Annotated in this window: 18 protein-coding genes; 7 read left to right on the forward strand and 11 right to left on the reverse strand. The window is 59.0% G+C overall.

Annotation, left to right across the window (positions count from 1 at the left end; genetic code table 11):
- Positions 1-59: 59 nt before the first annotated feature.
- From C8K63_RS11085 to C8K63_RS11105, 5 genes are all read right to left on the reverse strand, one after another.
- The gene (locus tag C8K63_RS11085; protein WP_108216734.1) at positions 60-761 is read right to left on the reverse strand and encodes an ABC transporter ATP-binding protein; all 702 of its coding nucleotides are present in this window, start codon (positions 759-761) and stop codon (positions 60-62) included.
- A complete protein-coding gene (gene livG, locus C8K63_RS11090; protein ID WP_108216735.1) occupies positions 762-1529 on the reverse strand; it encodes a high-affinity branched-chain amino acid ABC transporter ATP-binding protein LivG in 768 nt (255 codons plus the stop codon).
- Positions 1526-2782 (reverse strand): high-affinity branched-chain amino acid ABC transporter permease LivM, encoded by a 1257-nt coding sequence (locus C8K63_RS11095; RefSeq protein ID WP_108216736.1) that lies wholly within the window; start codon positions 2780-2782, stop codon positions 1526-1528. The genes livG and C8K63_RS11095 overlap by 4 nt, the downstream gene beginning before the upstream one ends.
- Positions 2779-3702, reverse strand: a complete 924-nt coding sequence (gene livH, locus C8K63_RS11100) for a high-affinity branched-chain amino acid ABC transporter permease LivH (protein ID WP_108216737.1) — start codon at positions 3700-3702, stop codon at positions 2779-2781. The genes C8K63_RS11095 and livH overlap by 4 nt, the downstream gene beginning before the upstream one ends.
- Positions 3703-3934: 232 nt before the next feature.
- The gene (locus C8K63_RS11105; protein ID WP_108216738.1) at positions 3935-5062 is read right to left on the reverse strand and encodes a branched-chain amino acid ABC transporter substrate-binding protein; all 1128 of its coding nucleotides are present in this window, start codon (positions 5060-5062) and stop codon (positions 3935-3937) included.
- A 353-nt stretch (positions 5063-5415) separates the two neighbouring features.
- Here C8K63_RS11105 and C8K63_RS11110 point away from each other — a divergent pair, with 353 nt between their 5' ends.
- A complete protein-coding gene (locus C8K63_RS11110; protein ID WP_108216739.1) occupies positions 5416-5721 on the forward strand; it encodes a DUF2288 domain-containing protein in 306 nt (101 codons plus the stop codon).
- Between the two features lie 295 nt (positions 5722-6016).
- Here the strand turns inward: C8K63_RS11110 and C8K63_RS11115 are convergent, their stop codons facing one another.
- A complete protein-coding gene (locus tag C8K63_RS11115; RefSeq protein WP_108216740.1) occupies positions 6017-8212 on the reverse strand; it encodes a hypothetical protein in 2196 nt (731 codons plus the stop codon).
- A gap of 197 nt (positions 8213-8409) precedes the next feature.
- Between C8K63_RS11115 and C8K63_RS11120 the strand changes: the two genes are divergently transcribed.
- A complete protein-coding gene (locus C8K63_RS11120; RefSeq protein ID WP_108216741.1) occupies positions 8410-9306 on the forward strand; it encodes an NAD(P)-dependent oxidoreductase in 897 nt (298 codons plus the stop codon).
- Here C8K63_RS11120 and C8K63_RS11125 read toward each other — a convergent pair.
- Positions 9263-11479 (reverse strand): bifunctional diguanylate cyclase/phosphodiesterase, encoded by a 2217-nt coding sequence (locus C8K63_RS11125; RefSeq protein WP_305889176.1) that lies wholly within the window; start codon positions 11477-11479, stop codon positions 9263-9265. The genes C8K63_RS11120 and C8K63_RS11125 overlap by 44 nt on opposite strands.
- Before the next feature lie 147 nt (positions 11480-11626).
- Positions 11627-11992, reverse strand: a complete 366-nt coding sequence (locus C8K63_RS11130) for a YkgJ family cysteine cluster protein (protein WP_108216743.1) — start codon at positions 11990-11992, stop codon at positions 11627-11629.
- Positions 11993-12260: 268 nt separating this feature from the next.
- On the opposite strand from C8K63_RS11130, the gene C8K63_RS11135 reads away from it, so the two are divergent.
- Entirely contained in the window at positions 12261-13610 is a 1350-nt protein-coding gene (locus C8K63_RS11135) for an MFS transporter (RefSeq protein ID WP_108216744.1), read from the forward strand.
- Positions 13611-13683: 73 nt separating this feature from the next.
- Here C8K63_RS11135 and rapA read toward each other — a convergent pair whose 3' ends face one another.
- The gene (gene rapA / locus C8K63_RS11140; protein WP_108216745.1) at positions 13684-16530 is read right to left on the reverse strand and encodes an RNA polymerase-associated protein RapA; all 2847 of its coding nucleotides are present in this window, start codon (positions 16528-16530) and stop codon (positions 13684-13686) included.
- Between the two features lie 216 nt (positions 16531-16746).
- On the opposite strand from rapA, the gene C8K63_RS11145 reads away from it, so the two are divergent.
- From C8K63_RS11145 to ccoM, 3 genes are all read left to right on the forward strand, one after another.
- Positions 16747-17088: an aspartate-semialdehyde dehydrogenase gene (locus C8K63_RS11145; RefSeq protein ID WP_108216746.1), complete on the forward strand. Its 342-nt coding sequence runs from the start codon at positions 16747-16749 to the stop codon at positions 17086-17088.
- Between the two features lie 99 nt (positions 17089-17187).
- Positions 17188-17349, forward strand: coding sequence for a hypothetical protein (locus tag C8K63_RS30465; RefSeq protein WP_177413310.1), 162 nt, complete (start codon positions 17188-17190; stop codon positions 17347-17349).
- Between the two features lie 144 nt (positions 17350-17493).
- Positions 17494-17610: a cytochrome c oxidase subunit CcoM gene (gene ccoM / locus C8K63_RS31100; RefSeq protein WP_305729722.1), complete on the forward strand. Its 117-nt coding sequence runs from the start codon at positions 17494-17496 to the stop codon at positions 17608-17610.
- A 271-nt stretch (positions 17611-17881) separates the two neighbouring features.
- On the opposite strand, the gene C8K63_RS11150 is transcribed toward ccoM, so the two are convergent.
- Positions 17882-19357 carry an inorganic phosphate transporter gene (locus tag C8K63_RS11150; protein WP_108216747.1) on the reverse strand — a complete coding sequence of 492 codons (1476 nt, stop codon included), beginning with the start codon at positions 19355-19357 and terminating at the stop codon, positions 17882-17884.
- 377 nt (positions 19358-19734) lie between these two features.
- Entirely contained in the window at positions 19735-19935 is a 201-nt protein-coding gene (locus C8K63_RS11155; RefSeq protein WP_007986337.1) for a hypothetical protein, read from the reverse strand.
- A gap of 690 nt (positions 19936-20625) precedes the next feature.
- On the opposite strand from C8K63_RS11155, the gene pcaR reads away from it, so the two are divergent.
- On the forward strand, positions 20626-21468 hold the full coding sequence (gene pcaR / locus C8K63_RS11160; protein WP_108216748.1) for a pca regulon transcriptional regulator PcaR: 843 nt from the start codon (positions 20626-20628) through the stop codon (positions 21466-21468).
- The last annotated feature ends 6 nt before the right edge of the window (positions 21469-21474 follow it).

Below are 21474 nucleotides of genomic sequence, written 5' to 3' on the forward strand. Positions count from 1 at the left end.
GATCTCATGGTGGGCATAAAAAAACGGCCCGAAGGCCGTTTTCTGTTTACCGCAATGGCTTAGCCGCCGAGGTACGCTTCGCGCACTTTCGGGTCGGTCAGCAATGCTTCGCCGGTGCCTTGCATCACGACCCGGCCGTTCTCCAGCACGTAGGCGCGGTCAGCGATTTTCAGCGCCTGGTTGGCGTTCTGCTCGACCAGGAACACCGTTACACCGTCCTTGCGCAGCTGTTCGATGATGTCGAAGATCTGCTGGATGATGATCGGTGCCAGGCCCAGGGAAGGCTCGTCGAGCAGCAACAGCTTGGGCTTGCTCATCAGCGCACGGCCGATGGCGAGCATTTGCTGTTCGCCACCGGACATGGTGCCACCACGCTGGGCGAAGCGTTCCTTCAGGCGTGGGAAAAGTCCGAGGACCTTGTCCATCTGTTCCTCATAGTCGCCCTTGGCGGTGAAGAAACCACCCATGGAGAGGTTTTCTTCCACGGTCAGGCGGGAAAACACCCGACGACCTTCCGGTACCACGGCGATGCTCTTGCGCATGATCTGCGAGGAGTCCTGGCCGACCAGTTCCTCACCCATGTAGCGGATGCTGCCGCTGTGGGCCTGCGGCGAACCGCAGAGCGTCATCAGCAGGGTCGACTTGCCGGCACCGTTGGCGCCGATCAGGGTCACGATCTCGCCCTGGCGGACTTCGACGTTGACGCTGTGCAGGGCCTGGATCTTGCCGTAGAAGGTGGAAACGTTTTCGAACTGCAGCATTTACGCTTCCCCCAGGTAGGCTTTGATCACTTCAGGATTGTCGCGGATCTGTTCCGGCGTGCCGTTGGCCAGGGGGGTACCCTGGTTGATCACGACGATGTGGTCGGAAATGCTCATGACCAGTTTCATGTCGTGTTCGATCAGCAGCACGGTGACGTTGTGCTCTTCACGCAGCATGCTGATCAGCGCCTTGAGGTCTTCGGTTTCCTTCGGGTTCAGGCCCGCGGCCGGTTCGTCGAGCATGAGGATCCGCGGACGGGTCATCATGCAGCGAGCGATTTCCAGACGACGTTGCTGACCGTAGGCCAGGGTGCCAGCAGGACGGTTGGCAAACGCCTTGAGGTTGACCTTGTCCAGCCAGTACTCGGCGAATTCCATGGCCTCGCGCTCGCTTTTGCGGAACGACGGCGTCTTGAACAGACCGGACAGGAAGTTGGTGTTCAGGTGACGGTGCTGGGCGATCAAGAGGTTCTCGACCGCGGTCATGTCCTTGAACAACCGCACGTTCTGGAAGGTGCGCACCACGCCCTTGAGGGCGATCTTGTGGCCGGGCAGGCCCTCGATCGACTCGCCGTCCAGCAGGATGCTGCCGCCGCTTGGCTTGTAGAAGCCGGTCAGGCAGTTGAACACGGTGGTCTTGCCGGCGCCGTTAGGGCCGATCAATGCCACCACCTGTTTTTCCTTCACGCTCAAGGCCACGCCGTTGACCGCCAGCAAGCCGCCGAAGCGCATGCTCAGGTTTTCTACTTTGAGGATCTCGCGGCTCATTTGCGCAGCTCCATGTGAGGACGTTGCATGGGCAGCAGACCTTGAGGACGCCAGATCATCATCAGCACCATCAAGGCGCCGAACATCAACATGCGGTATTCACTGAACTCACGCATCATTTCCGGCAACAGGATCATTACCGTGGCCGCGAGTACGACACCCAGTTGCGAGCCCATGCCGCCCAACACCACGATGGCGAGGATGGTCGCCGACTCGATGAAGGTGAAGGACTCTGGTGTCACCAGGCCCTGACGCGCGGCGAAGAAGCTGCCGGCGAAACCAGCAAAGCAGGCACCCAGGGTGAAGGCTGAAAGCTTGATGATCGTCGGGTTCAGACCCAGCGCACGGCAGGCGATTTCGTCTTCACGCAGGGCTTCCCAGGCACGGCCCAGAGGCATGCGCAGCAAGCGGTTGATGACGAACAGGGCGAACAGCGCGAGAAACAACGCCACCAGGTAGAGGAAGATCACCTTGTTGATCGAGTTGTATTCCAGGCCGAAGTACTCGTGGAACGTCTGCAGGCCTTCAGCCGCTTTACGTTCGAAGGTCAGGCCGAAGAACGTCGGTTTCTCGATGTTGCTGATGCCGTTCGGCCCCCCCGTAAGGCCAGTCAGGTTACGCAGGAACAGCCGGATGATTTCACCGAAGCCCAGCGTCACGATCGCCAGATAGTCACCACGCAGACGCAGGACCGGGAAGCCCAGCAGGAAGCCGAAGGTGGCCGCCATCATCCCGGCAATCGGCAGGCAGATCCAGAAGCTCAAACCGTAGTAGTGCGACAGCAGCGCATAACTGTAGGCGCCGACGGCATAGAAGCCGACATAACCGAGGTCGAGCAGGCCGGCCAGGCCGACCACGATGTTCAGGCCGAGGCCGAGCATCACGTAGATCAGCACCAGCGTGGCGATGTCTACCGCGCCGCGAGAGCCGAAGAACGGCCAGATCAGCGCACCGGCGATCAGCGCGATGATGATCCAGCGTTGGGTGGTCGGCAGGGTCAGGAAGTTGCTGGCCTTGGCCGGAATCAGAGGCATGCTGGGCGAGGAGCGCCAGGCCGAGCTGATCTGCTGGTCGAACAGTACACGAAGGAACATCAGCACCGAGCACACGGCGATGGTGATCAGCGTTGTAGTGCTGGTGCCATGGACTTCGAGGTCGATGCCGACGATGGTCAGCTTCAGACCGAGTACCGGGTAGGCAACGGCCCACACCAGCAAGGCACTGAACAGTGCCTGTTTAAGATTCCTAGTCATACTTTCTCAACCTCCGGACGTCCCAACAGGCCGGTTGGCCGGAACAACAACACCAGAACCAATAGACCGAACGCCACGACGTCCTTGTACTGGTCGCCGAAGATATCGGCACCAAAGGCTTCCGCCACCCCCAGCACGATCCCCCCGAGCATGGCGCCGGGGATGCTGCCGATACCACCCAGTACCGCGGCGGTGAAGGCCTTGAGGCCGACCAGGAAACCGGCGTTCGGGTTGATCACACCGTATTGCATGCTCAGCAGCACGGCCGCGATGGCCGCCAGTGCGGCACCGACGACGAAGGTCAGGGCAATGATGTTGTTGGTGTTGATACCCAGAAGATTGGCCATCTTGATGTCTTCGGCACAGGCGCGGCAGGCGCGACCCAAGCGAGAGCGGGAGATGAATAGCGTCAGGCCGAGCATGGCGACAAAGGTCACCACGAACACCACGATTTGCATGTAGGAAATCAGCACTTCATGTGCGCCACCTGGGCCGATGGCAAAGTTGCCCGGAATCAGGTTGGGAATGGATTTGTCCTTGGAGTCTTGCGCCAGCAGAACCGTGTTCTGCAGGAAGATCGACATGCCGATGGCGGAAATCAGCGGGATCAGACGGTTGCTGCCGCGCAAGGGGCGGTAGGCGATCCGTTCGATGCTGTAGCCGTAGGCACTGGTGACGACAATGGTTGCCAGAAAAGCAGCGGTCATCAACAGCGGAACGCTGTCGAGTCCCAGCATGGCCAGCCCGGCGATGGCGATGAACGCCACGTAGGAGCCGATCATGTACACCTCGCCGTGGGCGAAGTTGATCATTCCAATGATGCCGTAAACCATCGTATAGCCGATGGCGATCAGGGCATACGTGCTGCCAATGGTCAGACCATTAACCAGCTGTTGGAAAAAGTGATAGATGTCAGGCATTACAGCGCTCCTAAAAACCTGATACGCATTTCACTGGTGGAGTCATTTTCCCGCCCGAGCCCCGTGGATCTGCATCCACTTCGAATTCGGGGTTTGCCAGCGAACCGCTGATGACGGTTTTGAGATTTTCAGGTGGGGAGACTGGCGGATCACGCCAGCGCGGCCCAATACGTTCGTAAAATAAAGCCCACGGCACGCCGTGGGCTTTATTGGCAGTCAGTCAGGCAACGCCTTACTGAGGCTTGGCTTCAGTTTTAGGTTTGCCGAAGTGCCACTCGTAAACCACAAATTTGAAGTCTTTCAGGTCACCCTTGGCGTCGAAGCTCAGGTCGCCAGTCGGGGTCTTGAAGGTGCCGGCGTGGATGGCTTCAGCCACTTTGGCGGCGTCTTCGGACTTGGCGGCCTTGATGCCGTCGGCGATCACGGTCACAGCCGAGTAGGCCGGGAACACGAACGGACCGCTCGGGTCTTCTTTCTTGGCTTTGAACGCGTCAGCCAGGGCGACGTTGGCCGGATCCTGGTCGAAGGATTTCGGCAGGGTCACCAGCAGACCTTCGGAAGCGTCCTTGGCGATCTGCGAAATGGAGTCGTTACCCACGCCTTCCGGACCCATGAATTTGGCTTTCAGGCCTTTTTCCTGGGATTGACGCAGGATCAGACCCAGCTCCGGGTGGTAGCCGCCGTAGTAGACGAAGTCGACGTTGGCTTGCTTGAGCTTGGAGATCATCGACGAGAAGTCTTTGTCGCCGGCGTTGATGCCTTCGAACACGGCAACTTTCACGCCTTTGCCTTCCAGGGTTTTCTTCACGGCGGTGGCGATGCCTTCACCGTATTGCTGTTTGTCGTGCAGGACGGCAACGATTTTCGGTTTTACGAAATCGGCAATGTAGTTACCGGCGGCAGGGCCCTGGGCGCTGTCCAGGCCGATGGTGCGGAACACCATTTTGTAACCACGGCTGGTGATGTCCGGGCTGGTGGCAGCCGGGGTGATCATGATCACGCCTTCGTCTTCGTAGATGTCCGAAGCCGGTTGAGTGGAGCTGGAGCACAGGTGACCGACCACGAACTTGACGCCATCGTTGACGACTTTGTTCGCGACTGCTACCGCTTGTTTTGGATCACAGGCGTCATCGTATTCAACGGCTTCGAGTTTCTTGCCGTCTACGCCGCCCTTGGCGTTGATCTGCTCGATGGCCATTTTGGCGCCACTGAACTGCATGTCGCCGTATTGGGCTACAGGACCGGTTTTAGGGCCGGCGATGCCGATCTTGATGGTGTCAGCTGCGAACGAATGGCTGGCAACCCCGGCCAGAACCATAGCGGCAAACAGTTTGGAAATCTGCTTAGTAGCCTTAGTCATAGTGCTCCACTCTTACTGTTGTAGTTTTTATAGTCCTGGCGCCGATGGCAGCAGAACCGGGTCAGATATCCACGACATCCCCCCGGAAATGCCCCCCGGCAACTGTACCGGTACAGTGTAGAGCGCCGATTGTCAGCCTGGGAAGGCGGCGCCGGGGGGCAAAACCTGCAAGTGTCGCTTTATTGAAAGAAAAAGACAGAATTGCGGCGGGGGTGTTGAAGGGCTTATAGCCGGATTCAGTGCATTCCCTGGCTCTACTGCGCTTTTCATTTCGGTCACTCAATTGCATCCGGGTTTTTCTGCCAGACCAGCGACGTTATCATTCGCGTCGATTTCTTTTTCCGGACAGTCCCATGAATCAAGAACCTAGCACCCTCTATGCCAAGCTGCTTGGTGAAACCGCATCTATTACCTGGAAAGAGCTGGAGCCGTTCTTCGCCAAGGGTGCCCTATTGTGGGTCGATCCTGGCCTGGATTTGATCGCCGCCGCCGAGGCCGTGGCCCAGGATGAAGGGGTGAAAGTGGCTGCCTGGCTGGCCGGCGACAAGCTCGGCAAGCTGTCTGAAACGCGGGCGCTGGATCTTTTTGAACGTGATCCGCAGTTGTGGGCCGTGGTTGTTTCGCCGTGGATTCTGGTCCAGGAAAGGGCGCAGGCTTGAAAGGTTGCACTTGTTTGGTGCGTTCTTTTCAGAGGGGAAAGTGTGTAGCCGGGTAGCGTGATGGCATGTTGCCGTGGAGAAAGGCCACAGCTTCACGGTGACGTAAACGTAACGGGAACAGTTGAGAGGACAACTGAACGGCTGCTCAATTGTTTCTGGATGTTGGATAAAAGATCAAAAGATCAGATCAAAAGATCGCAGCCTTCGGCAGCTCCTACAAAGGCGCGCTGCGGTGTCATGTGAACCGCAGCCCGTAGGAGCTGCCGAAGGCTGCGATCTTTTCAGGCATACCTCATCAAGCCGTCTTGCCCGTATGGTTATTCAACGAAATGACCTTGGTCTTGCCAATGCGGTGACGGTAGATCTCGCGCAGGTATTTGATCGATTTCTTCACGCAATCGCGCGACAGGCGGATGTCGTTGATCGAGACGAACTTGTCCTTGTCATTGATCAGCTCTCGGTACTTCTTCTCGTACATCGGCTTGATCGCGTACCAGTTGGTATCGAGGATCTTCGCCGGGTTCTCGAATTCGTTGAGCAACTCGTCGATCCGGTCTTCGTCGAACTGTTCGTTGATGATGAAGTCGAGGATCGAGTTGTCCAGGGTCTCGTCGAAGCGGTACGGGTTTTTCGCAAAGCAACGCTTGATGAACGCCACGATCAGTGTCAGGAAGTCGTCCGACAGGCACGGGCTCTTGGCGATCAGGGTGGTCAGCGACAGGTTGGCCGAGGCACCGATCACCAGCGCGTAGCGCTTGAGCGTGGTGTTGGGGAACAGGCTGTTGAGGTGAGTCTTCAACCGGTTCAAATCCATGTAGGAGAGCTTGTAGTCCTTCGGCAAGGAAACGATCGACACCACCGACGAGCAGTTCTTGAAGAAGTGCAGGTCGTGCAGGGCCGCCGCGTCGTACCCCGAGTTCTTGTACTGCTCCAGCGACGCGCGATAGCGCTTGGATTCGATCGGCAACAGGCTGATGCCTTCGATGGCCTGGGTGACCTTGTTGAAGTGCGGCAGGTCGATCGAACGGAAGAACAGGTCGTCGATGTTCAGGCGCTGCGGCTCTTTCTCGAACACCTTGAATTTGTCGCTGCTCGGCGGCGGGGTTTCCGGCACCACGGACTCTGCGTAGGCAATCGCCACCGGGCCGGCCAGGCTCATGAACAGGTCGTTGGCGTCCAGGCGGATGGTTTCGCCGATGTCGATGCCGGCGCGACGGAAATAGTTCTGGTCGTAGTCGGTGGTCACCGCCTGGGCCGTGAGAATGTTGAAGATCTGCTGTGAGATGTATTGGTTGGCATGCTTTTCCATGGCATTGACATCAATGTTCTGGATATTGCCGTCATCGTTCTCTTCGGCGTAACGCATGATGTCGTTGGAGATCAACATCATCGCGTTCCATGGGCGGATGCGGCCCATGACGCTGGCTTCGCTGCTGTCTTCGTTGGCGAAGTTGTAGGAGAAGTCCCACTCTTCCGACAGGTATTTGCACAGCAGGCGGCCGGCGTTGATGTGCAGCGCCTCGGACATTTCACTGCGGTGATCGGAAATGTTCGGCAGTACGCAGATGCCACTGGTGAAGATCGGTTCGAAGACGAAGGCGTGGCCGCTCTTGCTGTCGTGCTCGTCCATCGGTTTGGTGTCGAACGTCTTGTTCATGTACGAGTGCTGTTGGGCCAGGCCGAATTCCGAGGCCATGCCCGAACCGGTACCGCCACCGGCACTGAAGATCGAGAAATACAGGCGCGACTGGTTGGCCTTGATGCCGCAGCTGTCGATCAGGTACGAGTGGATCATCTTCCAGTCAGGGCTGGAGAAACGCTGGGTGTCCTTGTTCAGGATGATCTTGGCCAGGTACTGGCCGAGGATCGGCGCGTTACCGGCGCCACCGGCGTGGACTTCCGACAAGTCCATGATTTTCATCTTGCTGTAGTCGCGCAGGAACCCGCTTTTTTCGCCCTTGCGCGAGAAACGGATGCGTCCGGCGATGTCCTTGTCCAGGTCGCCGAGCATCACCAGTGGCTCGACCAGAAACACCGGCTTGGTGTTTTTGTTCTGGCCCAGGCGCAGGTTGTTGCGGATCCACTGGGCCGGGCTGTAGCCCTTTTCGGCAAAACGCTTGTCCGGCGACAGGCGATCTTCGTTATTGAATTCGTTGAGGTAGAACTTGCGGGCGTTGTACACCAGCTCCGCCACGTCCAGCGCTATGTTCGAGCCGCAGCGGCCCAGGCCGATCAGGCACACCGACGGGAATTCCTGATCGTTGTGCTGTTCGCTGTCGCCCTCCAGATGCGCTGCGCGCGGGAACACCATGTCGCGCAGGCCGTCGAGGTTGTCGAGGATGCGGTCGGTGTTGGTTTCGGTGAAGTACAGGTATTGCTGGGTTGCCAACGGGCGCGATTGAATCAATGGCTTCGGTGATGACGGGCTGTTGGCCGCGGGGCTCAACGTCAGATCGGTTACCGCAGTGGCCGGGTTGTTTTTAGAAGTCATTGTTCGCCATCTACCTGGGCTGATTGGTTGGCCGACTCGCAGTCGTCGAACCGTCACGGAATACAATCGCGTCTTTTTTTCAGCGCGTACCTGGACCATGCCTTGGTCCTTGGCCTGAGCATCACTCGGCGTGAATCCTTTCCTGAGTCATGATGGATCGGCCAATATTCGGTGATCTTTAATCTAAAGGAGGCAAAATGATGTCAATGCTACCTGCGCTGGGGTTTGCCGGGATCGGCCTGATGGGGTTGCCGATGTGCCGGCGCCTGTTGGCGGCGGGTTATCCGCTGGCGGTATGGAATCGCAATCCGGACAAGTGCAAGCCGCTGGTGGAGGCCGGCGCACGCCAGGTCGCCAGCCCGGCAGAACTGTGCCAGCACGCGGACGTGGTGATGTTGTGCCTGGCAGATACGTCGGTCGTACGCGAGGTAGTGTTTGGTCCGGCAGGCATTATCGAGGGGGCAAAGAAAGGCCAGTTACTGGTGGACTTTTCCAGCCTGGAGCCTAACGCCACACGGGAAATGGCCGCAGAACTCGCCGGTAAAACCGGCATGGGCTGGCTCGACACACCGGTGTCCGGCGGTGTGGTCGGGGCCGAAGCCGGGAGCCTGGCGATCATGGTGGGTGGCGAGTCGGAGGATCTGGATCGGGTTCGTCCCGTTCTGCTGAACCTGGGGCAACGTGTGACGCACATGGGCGGCGTCGGGGCAGGGCAGGTGACCAAGGCGTGCAACCAGATGATCGTCGCCTGCAATGCCTTGGTGATTGCCGAAGTGGTCGCGTTGGCGGAACGTTCCGGGGTTGATGCAAGCCTGATCGCCGAAGCGCTGGCCGGCGGCTTTGCCGATTCGAAACCGTTGCAGATCCTCGCCCCGCAAATGGCTGAAAACCGTTTCGAACCGATCAAGTGGCACGTGCGCACGTTGCTCAAGGATCTGGATACGGCGGTAAAGTTTTCGCGAGAGCAAGGCTCGGCGACACCGATCAGCGGCCTGGCCGCGCAGTTGATGCGCCTGCATGGGAGTCAGGGGTCCCTTGAAAAGGACCCCTCTACATTAGTGCAGATGTACCGTGAGCCAGGCTCAGCGTCGTGACGGTACAGGCGTGCTCGCGCTGATTGATTTCGTTCAGCACCGGATGCAGTTCGGCCAGCGGCACCGGCCGACTGAGTAAATAGCCCTGAACGAAATCACAGCCATGGTTTTCCAGGAACTGATATTGCTCGAAGGTTTCGACCCCTTCGGTGACCACTTGCAGGTGCAGGGTATGGGCCATGACGATGATCGCCTGGACAATCTCCATGTCCTGGGTGGCCTTGGGGATGTCCTGGATGAACGAACGGTCGATTTTCAATGTGTTGAGCGGCAAGCGCTTGAGGTAGGCCAGGGATGAATAGCCGGTGCCGAAGTCGTCGATCGACAGGGACACGCCGAGGGCACGAATCTGTCGCAGCAACATCAGTGTGTTGGCGATATTGCCCATCAAGGCGTTTTCCGTGACTTCCAGTTCCAGCTGTTGGGGCTTCACACCGGCGGCTCGCAATGCGTACTCGATTTCATCGGCCAGTTCTACGCGTGCCAGGCTCAGGGGCGAGCAGTTCACGGCGATCTTGAGGTCTGCATAACCCTGGCGCGACAACTCACCCAGATCCTCGCAGGCCTTGCGCAGCACCCAGTTGTCCAGTTCGGCGATCAGGCCGTTGGCCTCGGCGATCGCGATAAAACGATCCGGCACGAGGAACCCGTGGACCGGGTGCTGCCAGCGGATCAAGGCTTCGAGCTTGCTGACCTGACCGGTCTTGAGGTCATAGATCGGCTGGTAATAGAGCATCAGGCCATTGTCTTCACGCAGGGCATGGCGCAGTTCTTCTTCCAGTTGCAGTTCCAGTGTGGCGCGGGTTTTCAGTTTGGCGCTGAAAAAGCTCAGGCCGTTGCGGCCACCGCCCTTGGACTGATACAGCGCAAGGTCGGCGTTCTTCAGCAGTTCTTCACACGTCTTGCCATCCTCCGGAAACAGGCTGATGCCGATGCTGGTGGTCATGACCATGCGCCTGCCGGCCAGTTCGATAGGCTCCTTCATTTTCAACATGATGCGTTGGGCCATATGCCGCGCCTCTTCACGATCATGCAGGTCGATGAGCAGGCAGAACTCGTCGCCGCCAAAGCGTGCGACCACATCTTCGTGACTGCGAACCGAACTCTTGATGTGCCCGGCAAGCACTTTGAGCAGTTCGTCACCGGCATCGTGGCCAAGGCTGTCGTTGATCCGCTTGAAATGGTCGATGTCCAGGAACATGACCGCCAGCATCCCGCCTTTGTTGGTTTTCTCGATGAGTTTTTCGGCGAAGACCTGGTTGAATCCGCGGCGGTTGATCAGGTTGGTCAGCGGGTCGTAGTGCGCCACCTGTTGCAGCGACCTGCGCGCCTGGTCCAACTGGCTGAGCAGGGAGTTGACCCGTTGCAGATCGTGGTCCTTGCGTTGCAGTTTCTTGTCCGCCAGCGCCGCGCTGATGCTGCTGCCGATGATCAGCAGGGTCATGACCGCCACGGTCAGTGCCAGCTGCAGTTGGCTGTGATCGCCGGTTTGCGCTGGCAGGCTGCCTTCGGGCAGCACCAGGTTGAAGGCGGCCATGGCCGTGAGGTGCATACTGAGGATGCCAGCCCCGAGCAACAGGCTGGCGCAGTATTTGATGAGCTGATGCAGCATGCCGGCGCCGTCGCGCAGATACCATGCCAGTAACAAGGCTGCCAGTGCGGCACCGATCGCGATTGCAATGGAAAGGGCAAACAGGCCCGGATGGTAATAGACCGAGGCATTGGCGTGCATGGCCGTCATGCCCACGTAATGCATGGTCGCGATACCCATGCCGATCCCGATCGATGCCGTGAGGCACCGTCGCAAACTCAGCTCGGGAAGGCTGAGGGTATGCATGGCCAGCCACGCGGCGAGCAGCGCGATGGTTAGTGAGAACACCGTGACAGGCAGTTGGTAGTGAAGAGCGATAGGCGCCTGGAATGCCAGCATCCCGACGAAGTGCATGGCCCAGATACTGCCGGCCAGGCATCCGCTGCCAACCCAGCGCCAGAGCGTTTGGGAAGCGGATTTTTCAGCGTGAGCAACCCGTTCGGCCATGTCCAGTGTCGCGAAGCTGCCGACACAGGCGACCAGATAAGCCAGCAGCACCAGAAAAGGGTCATGTGTGCAATTAAGTACGACCTGCCCACTCTCTGGTAGCTCGGTAAGGAAATGCAAACCAGGCCACTCCATAGCACGCCCCATCGTTATCCTTCAGGCCGGCGCAAGGAGCGCCAGCGAATGTCCTGGAGTATAGAGGGCGTGGATGGAGCGCAAGCGATAGTGGCATATTGATGCCAAACATTTTGATATTAGCTTAATAGCGATTAGTGCTAACACTCAGGCGATGTGCTTCTGGGGCGTCTCGAATGCGGGTTGCAGGGCCGGCAAGCCGAAAGCGGCACGGGCCGCGTCGCAATCGGGATTGGCCAGGCCATCGACCCACGAAGCGTCGAACTCCCGGCAGGTGCTGGAGCGTTTTTCGTAAATCGAGCACTGCACCGTACTGCCCACGTCTCCCACCAGGCTGGTGCAGCGCACGGGTTTGCAGCCGGTGCCGAGCATCGCGACCCGACTGGGGCTGATCTGCTCGACAAGCTCATCGGGTACCGTCCCTCCGGATGAGGCGCATTCACCCCAGAAAAATGACACGCGAAAATGAGAACAGCAGGCACCGCAATTCAGACACGGACTGGCTTCGGACATGGGCGATTATCGTAAGGAGGGGTGGAAACACAGGGGGGAATCAAGGCCGCTATTCTAGGCTTCGCCAACGGCTTGGGAAGGGGGGGAGAAAGGTATTTTTCAACGACCGGACGGACTGCGAAATACCCGCCCTGCGAAAGCTCCTACAGGTTGCGTCCCATGGGTTGGTATCAGCCTGGCGAATAATGAAAGACAGGTGTGGCCGCTCTGTCTAGATTGCAAAGTCCGGGGGCAGTGACGCCCCAAAAACAATAAAAGAGACGGACCCATGCAGAACTCGACCCAAGCGGCCAATGCCTGGCGCATCCTGTTCCTGTTGTTCCTGGCCAATCTGTTCAATTTTTTCGACCGCACCATTCCGGCCATCATCATCGAACCCATTCGCATGGAATGGCACCTCAGCGATTTCCAGCTGGGGATCATCGGTACGGCATTCACCATCGTCTACGCCATTGCCGGCTTGCCATTGGGGCGCATGGCCGATACCGGCTCGCGCAGCAAGCTGATGGGTTGGGGGCTGGCGGTGTGGAGCGGTTTGACCGCCGTCAACGGTATGGTGGGCAGTTTCTGGAGCTTCCTGATCGTGCGCATGGGCATCGGTATCGGCGAGGCCAGTTACGCGCCAGCCGCCAACTCGCTGATCGGCGACTTGTTCCCGGCTCACCGCCGGGCCCGCGCCATGGGCATCTTCATGCTCGGGCTGCCGTTGGGGCTGTTGCTGGCGTTCTTCACCATCGGCGCGATGGTCAAGGCCTTCGATAGCTGGCGCGCGCCGTTCTTTATCGCAGCGGTGCCCGGGCTGGTCCTCGCGATCTTCATGTTTTTCATCAAGGAACCGAAACGCGGCGCCGCCGAGAGCGTTCAGGTGTCGCAGGAAAAGATCGATCGGCCGATCCGGCGGGTACTGGCTGTGCCGACTTTCCTGTGGCTGGTGATGGCCGGCCTGTGTTTCAACTTCGCCACTTATGCCTGCAACTCGTTTCTGGTGCCGATGCTGCAACGCTACTTCCTCATGCCGTTGCAGGAAGCGGCGGTCGCCACCGGGGTTATTGTCGGCGTGACCGGGTTGGTCGGCCTGACCCTCGGTGGCTGGATCGCGGACAAGGTTCACCAGCGGATTGCCAACGGGCGGCTGTTGTTTGCGGCCTTCAGCCTGGTGATTTCGACGGTCTGCACCGCGTGGGCGCTGCATTCCGGGCGCATCGAGATCGGTGTGTTTATCGCCGTATTCAGTGTGGGCTGGCTGTTCGCCTACAACTTCTACACCTGCGTGTACACGGCGATTCAGGATGTGGTCGAGCCTCGGTTGCGAGCGACGGCCATGGCGCTGTTCTTTGCCGGGCTGTATCTGTTGGGCGGCGGTTTGGGGCCGGTGGTGGTCGGGGCCTTGTCGGATCACTTTGCCCACTCGGCGATGCTGGCGGTTGGTGCCGGGCAGATGACCGAAGCTTTCAAGGCGGTCGGCCTGCACGATGCGATGTACCTGATTCCGGTGGCGCTGTTGTTCACCGTGGTGTTTCTGGTGCTGGCTTCGCGGTGTTTTGTGCGCGATGCAATGCGGATGAAGGAAGGGTTGGTGGCGGTGGTTGAGCCTGAGGGTTCTGCGGTGACTGCTTAAGATCTTTTGATGTTCTAAAACAAAAGGCCCGCATCGCTGCGGGCCTTCTTTTTCAGCAGGGTGGAGCAGGGAGTTAACCCGCCACCAACACCCGAATCGCTTCCAGTCGCAGCGCAGCCTTGTCGAGCATGGCCAGGCCTTGCTCGCGTTGTTTGCGCAGGGCAACCAGTTCGCTGTCGCGTACGGTCGGGTTGACCGCTTGCAGCGCGGTGAGGCGCGCCAGTTCTTCTTCGGTATCGGCGGCCAGGCGACGCTGCGCCTCGGCGACACGTTCAGTGTGACGGGGCAGGATCTTCGCTTCACCGGCGTTGATCCGTGGCGTCAACTGGTCACGCTGGGCCTGGATGAACTTGTTGGCGCTGGCACGTGGCACGCTTTCAAGCTGATCGTTCAAGGTTTCGAACGAAACGCGGGCCGACAGGTCGTTGCCATTGGTATCGAGCAGGCAGCGCAGGGCGGCCGGCGGCAGGTAGCGGCCCAGTTGCAGTGAGCGCGGGGCAACCACTTCGCTGACATACAGCAATTCCAGCAACACGGTGCCCGGCTTGAGTGCCTTGTTCTTGATCAGCGCCACGGCGGTGTTGCCCATCGAGCCGGACAGGACCAGGTCCATGCCACCCTGAACCATCGGGTGTTCCCAGGTGATGAACTGCATGTCTTCGCGAGACAGCGCCTGGTTGCGGTCGTAGGTGATGGTCACGCCTTCGTCGTCGCCCAGCGGGAAGCTGGCGTCGAGCATTTTTTCGCTGGGCTTGAGGATCAGCGCGTTTTCCGAGTGGTCTTCGCTGTCGATGCCGAAGGCGTCGAACAGGGTTTCCATGTAGATCGGCAGGGCGAACTGATCGTCTTGCTCAAGGATATCCTCCACCAGCGCATCGCCTTCTCCCGCGCCACCGGAGTTCAGCTCCAGCAAACGGTCACGGCCGGTGTGCAGCTCGTCTTCCAGACGCTCACGCTCGGCGCGGGCTTCGTCGATCAGCGCTTGCCACTCGCCGTCGTCGGCCTCTTCCAGCAGCGGCAGCAGGCGCGGGCCGAACTGATGCTGCAAGGCGTTGCCGGTCGGGCAGGTGTTGAGGAATGCGTTCAGTGCTTCGTGGTACCACTGGAACAGACGCTCTTGCGGGCTGGTTTCCAGATACGGCACGTGCAGTTCGATGATGTGCTTCTGGCCGATCCGGTCCAGACGACCGATGCGTTGCTCCAGCAGGTCCGGGTGGGACGGCAGGTCGAACAGCACCAGGTGATGGGAGAACTGGAAGTTGCGACCTTCACTGCCGATTTCCGAGCAGATCAGCACTTGCGCGCCAAATTCTTCATCGGCGAAGTAGGCGGCGGCGCGGTCACGCTCGAGGATGTTCATGCCTTCGTGGAACACCGTGGCCGGGATGCCGGAACGCACGCGCAGGGCGTCTTCCAGATCCATGGCGGTTTCGGCGTGGGCGCAGATCACCAACACTTTGGTGCGCTTGAGCATCTTCAGCTGATCGATCAGCCACTCGACGCGAGGGTCGAATTTCCACCAGCGTTCTTCTTCGCTGGTGTCCGGCTGGGCCTGGAAGCTGACTTCCGGGTACAACTCGGCGTGATCGCCCAACGGCAGTTCGAGGTATTGATCCGGGCACGGCAGCGGGTACGGGTGCAGCTTGCGCTCCGGGAAACCCTGGACGGCGGCGCGGGTGTTGCGAAACAGCACACGGCCGGTGCCGTGGCGGTCGAGCAGCTCACGCACGAGGCGGGCGCTGGCTTCGGTGTCGCCATCATTGACGGCGGCCAGCAGGGCTTCGCCTTCGTTGCCGAGGAAACCGTGGATGGTCTTGTGGGCTTGCGGCGACAGGCTTCCCTTGTCCAGCAACTCCTGAACGGCTTCAGCCACCGGGCGATAGTTTTCGCTCTCGGCGCGGAAGGCTTGCAGGTCATGGAAACGGTTCGGGTCGAGCAGGCGCAGACGAGCGAAGTGGCTGTCCTGGCCCAGTTGTTCCGGGGTGGCGGTCAACAGCAGCACGCCGGGAATGGTTTCGGCAAGTTGCTCGACCAGCGAGTATTCAGGGCTGACCTGATCTTCGTGCCACACCAGGTGGTGAGCTTCGTCGACCACCAGCAAGTCCCAGCCGGCCGCGAACAGCGCGTCCTGGGCTTTCTCGTCGTCCACCAGCCACTCGAGCGCGACCAGCGCGAGCTGGGTATCTTCGAACGGGTTGCTGGCATCGCTTTCGATGAAGCGCTCTTCGTCGAACAGCGCGACCTGCAGGTTGAAACGGCGGCGCATCTCGACCAGCCATTGGTGCTGCAGGTTTTCCGGAACCAGGATCAGCACACGGCTGGCGCGGCCCGAGAGCAATTGGCGATGGATCACCAGGCCGGCTTCGATGGTTTTGCCCAGGCCCACTTCATCGGCCAGCAGAACCCGTGGCGCAATGCGGTCGGCGACTTCGCGGGCAATGTGCAACTGGTGCGCGATCGGTTGCGCACGCACGCCGCCCAAACCCCAAAGGGAGGACTGCAACTGGCGGCTGGTGTGTTCCAGAGTGTGATAACGCAGGGAGAACCAGGCCAGCGGGTCGATCTGGCCGGCGAACAGACGGTCGCTGGCCAGGCGGAACTGGATGAAGTTCGACAGTTGGGTTTCCGGCAGGGTGACCACTTCGTTCTGCCCGTTGAGGCCGTGGTAAACCAGCAGGCCATCAATGTCGTCGACTTCGCGGACGGTCAGCTTCCAGCCTTCGAAGTGAGTGATGGAGTCGCCCGGCGAAAACCGCACGCGGGTCAGAGGCGCATTCCGTAGCGCGTACTGGCGGGTGTCGCCAGTGGCCGGGTAGAGCACGGTCAACAAGCGACCGTCCTGTGCCAGAACGGTGCCTAAACCCAGCTCGGCTTCGCTGTCACTGATCCAGCGTTGCCCCGGTTGATACTGCTGCGCCATGCTGCCTGACTCCCACCTGAAAAAGCCGGCTATCTTAACGGAATGAGGGCTTCAGGGCCAAAGGACTCTCAGAAAAACTCACAGTCATACGTTAGCCCACCTGTGCATGGCGCGCCGCCCGGTGCACTAATGAGTGCCAATCGGGTCACAGTTTGCGACCGATGGCTCAAGTCGCCATCCCCGCAGCCGACAGCCTGCTGACAGGAGACCGAAACCATGCTGCCACCGATGCTCCCCCTGAGTGCCGTGCCGATCACTTCGCAAACCGACCCGATCCGCCAGCGTCCGGACATTCCACCGGTGGTGCCGGTGCAGGAAAGCTCCAGTGAAAGCACCATTGACCTGCAAAAGCGCAATCCTGAAGAGGACGGGTTAGTGCTGCGCGAGGAACAGCGCCGCAAGCAGGAGCAGCAAAGACGTCGCCGCGAGGCTGATCATGACCCCGAGGCGCACTTGGCGATTCCCGGTGATGAACTCAATGCCGACAACACCGTGCCGGTGGCGCCGCTGATGGAAGATCAGCCGCGGCAGGGGCTGTGGGTCGATATCGAGATTTGAGCGCAGGCTGGTCAGCGCGCCCTTCAGGCCGCATTATTGGCGCAGGGTTGCCGAACGCTACGGTGGCTGAAATTCATTTCAAGCGATGCACTGACTGCCATGAGCCAAGACGAAAAACTGATTGACCTCAACGCTGAACGCGCCAAACGTATCCATGACCTCAACGACAAGCGACTCAATGAAGTTCGCCAGGCGTTCGAGCAGGCCATGCCGTTGGGCAAGGCCAGGAAAAAGCCGAAAAACAAACCGAAAAAGCGCTGAAATCCCCCCGCATTCATTGATGCGGGTCAAGCTTTCCCCTTCCTCTTGCCCAGTCTCGGGCGACATTGATCCTGGTCAATGTTCTCTCCTGCCCGTTTGGTTAACTTAGCCCTATCGCAACAGGCCAAGTGCAGGAGACGCGTCATGTTTTTCGACAACGTGGTGATCGCCGGAGTGCTGACTGTCGGCCTCATGTTTGTGTTTTTTGCAGGATTCGGACTTTTTATCTGGAAGGATTCGCACAAGCGGAAAAAACCGTAGTTCTTTCTGGATGTAATGAGCACGCAAGGCATTTTGGGCAACTTCGGTTGCCCTTTTTTTTGTCTGCGAAAAACTATCGGTAAACACGTAACCCTGTAGGAGCAAGCTCTGCTCGCGATGGACGCCAACGATGACGCGGGCTGCCTGAATGTACGCGTTGTCCTTGCGGTCATCGCGAGCAGAGCTCGCTCCTACAGTGATTTTTTGCGATTGGCAGCAATAAAAAAGGCGCGGTCCTTGCGGAGCGCGCCTTTTTTCGTTTGGCTGCCTATCAGCTGCCAAGAGCCTTCGAAGCCAGCCAGAACAACCCGGCCGACAGGGCCACGGTGGCTGGCAGGGTCAATACCCAGGCCAGCAGGATGGTTCTGACGGTGCCGCTTTGCAGGCCGCTTTTGTTGGCAACCATGGTGCCCGCCACGCCCGAGGACAGCACGTGGGTGGTGGAAACCGGCAGGCTGAAGATGTTCGCCATGCCGATCAGGCTGGCAGTGGTGATCTGCGCCGACATGCCTTGGGAGTAGGTCATGCCTTGCTTGCCGATCTTCTCGCCAATGGTCAGTACCACGCGTTTCCAGCCGACCATGGTGCCCAGGCCCAAGGCCAGTGCAACCGCCAGGATCACCCAGAACGGAGCGTATTCAGTGGTGGTGGTCAGGTCCTTGCGCAGCTTGTCCAGGTCAGCCTTTTCACGGGCACCGAGCGTTGGCAACTTGCTGACTTTCTTCGCCGTGTCGTCCAGGCAGAGCAGGTAACGACGTACTTCGATGCGGCTTTCCGACGGCAGCGAGTGGTAGTCGGCTACACCCTTTAGAGTGCCGAGCAGGGCGGCGATGGTCGGTTCGGTCTGTTGCGGGTTGCAACGGAATTTCTCCGGCAGATCGCCATCCAGGCTCTTGCCCAGGGCCAGGAACTCGCCCAGGGTTTCGGAATTACGCTGGTAGAACTGGCTCAGGTGCAGCGTGGCGTCGCGAGTCCGCTCGATCTGGTAGGTCGTGCTGTTCAGGTCGAGGACGAACTGGGCCGGCACGATACCGATCAGGACCAGCATGATCAGGCCGATACCTTTCTGGCCATCGTTGGAGCCGTGCACGAAACTCACGGCCATGGCCGAGATCACCAGTACCAGGCGATTCCAGAACGGCGGGTGTTTCTTGTCATCGATCTTGCGGCGCTGTTCCGGCGTCTTGTGCATCTTCGACAGCGGACGCCACCATTTAAGACCGATCAGGATCAGCGCGGCGATCAGGAAACCGGCCATTGGCGAGAACACCAGGGAAGCGCCGATATCGATCGCTTTCTGCCAGTTCACACCGTCAGCCAGCGGAATATCGTTGATCAGGGCGTTGGCCAGGCCGACACCGAGGATCGAACCGATCAGCGTGTGGGAGCTGGAAGCGGGAATACCGAAGTACCAGGTGCCCAGGTTCCAGGTGATGGCGGCGGCGAGCAACGAGAACACCATGGCCAGTCCGTGCCCGGTGTTCACATTGATCAGCAGTTCTACCGGTAGCAGGTGGACGATGGCATACGCCACGCCGACCCCGCCCAGCAGCACGCCGAGGAAGTTGAACACACCGGAGAAAAACACCGCCAGGTGAGGCGGCATGGCTTTGGTGTAGATAACGGTCGCCACCGCGTTAGCGGTGTCATGAAAGCCGTTGATGAACTCGAAGGCGAGGACAAAGGCCAGGGCGAGCAAGAGGCTCACAAGCACCCAAGCATCCAGTCCGCTGAATAAATCGATCATGAAGGTTTTCTGACCCGGTCATAAGGGGGCGCGATTATGCCAGAAAAGACTGCTAATCAATGCACTAGCTGCTCATCGGTAACATACTTCAACGATTTTTTTTGCCGCAGCACCTGAAAACCCACGGTTTTGCTGTGTTTTATAAGTCATTGATTTTATAGAAAAAAGATACCATCACAAAACCTTTGCGACCCGGTAAGGGGTGCTTGAATGGTTGTGAGAAAAATCTGAGAAATAGGTCAGATACCGAAAATCTGCCGGATTCGACGACGGTGATGGCCGCTGCCCGCTCATGGCGGGCGCGAAAGGCAACATCAATACACCCCCGCTTTTAACGGGTGCAGAGGCAGGCCTTTGTAAGGATCAGGCCAAAGCAGTCACGGCTCTTCGGCTTTGAGTTCCTTTTCCATTTTTTGAAGTTCTTGCTGGAAAACCTGGTCCTGAACGGTGGCGCGTTTACGCCAGGGTTTGCGTTCCGGTTCGGGTTGAGCGGCGTAAGTGGTGACTTCTCCGCCGTAAACTTCCTTGTAGCGTTGTTCCTGGCGCTCTAGTTCCGCGCGCAGTTCGTCTTTCGTCACAGTGCTACCTGATTGAGTTGGGATAAATTCTGGTGAACACGCGCTGCATCAAATCGATTGATCACGTTCGTCGAATGGGCAATGCCGTCAAGGCATCGTTTTGGCAACAGGGTGATCAATACTTCCATGTCACAGGCGGCCACGGCACCAGATATAAACAGCTGACGTAGCTTCAGTTTCCTGTATCGGCAAGCGCACTGGCAAGGCGGTTGAATGCGAGCCTGGCGCTTGCAACGGGCAACGGCGATGGAACATCGCATTGCCGGGCAGCGGGTTCGGCAAGTAAAAAACCGAAGCGCTACTGAATTGTATTATAGCGGCCGATTTGAAGAACACTATCTCCAAAGAGTTAAAAGCGGATCCCGGTGTGTAACCGTTTTGTTGCTCGAAACTTTACGATTAACTGGAACGCCGACGGGTACCACATTGCAGCGATGCCTGCCTGACGCCATTTAGTTCGAACAAGTTACGGTATTTGGATTGCCCCATAAAGTCCTGTGTCGAGTCGATGTAAGCAGCGGTTCGTGAGTCAGCGAAAAGCCGGACACCCGCGAATCGGGTGATTGGGACGGTGGATTGCGATTATCGGTCGAGTGTTCGATAATCGCCCGAAGATGGCGATCCAGGCTTGAGCGCCAGGCGGTAGCCCTTTGTAATAGTCGCTGATCCGAGTGGGTAAAAGGACCTTGTATGAACGATCAAATGCGTAATTCCTTCACTTCAGTGGCTCCCCCCATCGTTGCTTCACCGGCCAAACGGATCCAGGCACTGACCGGCGACCCGGACTTCATGACGTCCCTGGCCCGTGGTCTGGCCGTGGTGCAAGCGTTCCAGGAGCGCAAACGACACCTGACCATCGCCCAAATCAGTCACCGAACGGAAATTCCCCGCGCCGCCGTGCGCCGTTGCCTGCACACCCTGATCAAACTCGGCTACGCCACCACCGACGGCCGCACCTATTCGTTGCTGCCCAAAGTGCTGACCCTCGGCCATGCCTACGTGTCATCGACGCCACTGGCGGTGTCCGCCCAGCCTTATCTGGACCGCATGAGCGAGCAACTGCACGAGGCCTGCAACATGGCCACGCTGGAAGGTGACGACATTTTGTACATCGCCCGCTCCGCAACCACCCAGCGCCTGATTTCGGTGGACCTGTCGGTGGGCGGGCGCCTGCCGGCCTATTGCACGTCGATGGGGCGGATTCTGCTGGCCGCGCTGGATGACACGTCGCTGGGCGAATACCTCGATCACGCCGAATTGCAAGCCAAGACCAGCCGTACGATTCACACCCCCGAGGCATTGCTCGAATGCCTGCAAGAGGTGCGACAGCAAGGCTGGTGCATCGTTGACCAGGAACTTGAGCAAGGGCTGCGTTCAATTGCCGTTCCTGTGTATGACGCCTCCGGCCAGGTAGTTGCGGCCCTCAACGTCAGCACTCACGCCGGGCGAGTCAGCCGTAATGAGCTGCAACAACGATTTCTGCCTGGCCTGCTGAGTGCCAGTCGCGACCTCAGCGCTCAGCTGTTTGCCTAAGCTGTT

This window comes from Pseudomonas sp. GV085 (assembly GCF_003050925.1).
Taxonomy (GTDB): Bacteria; Pseudomonadota; Gammaproteobacteria; order Pseudomonadales; family Pseudomonadaceae; genus Aquipseudomonas.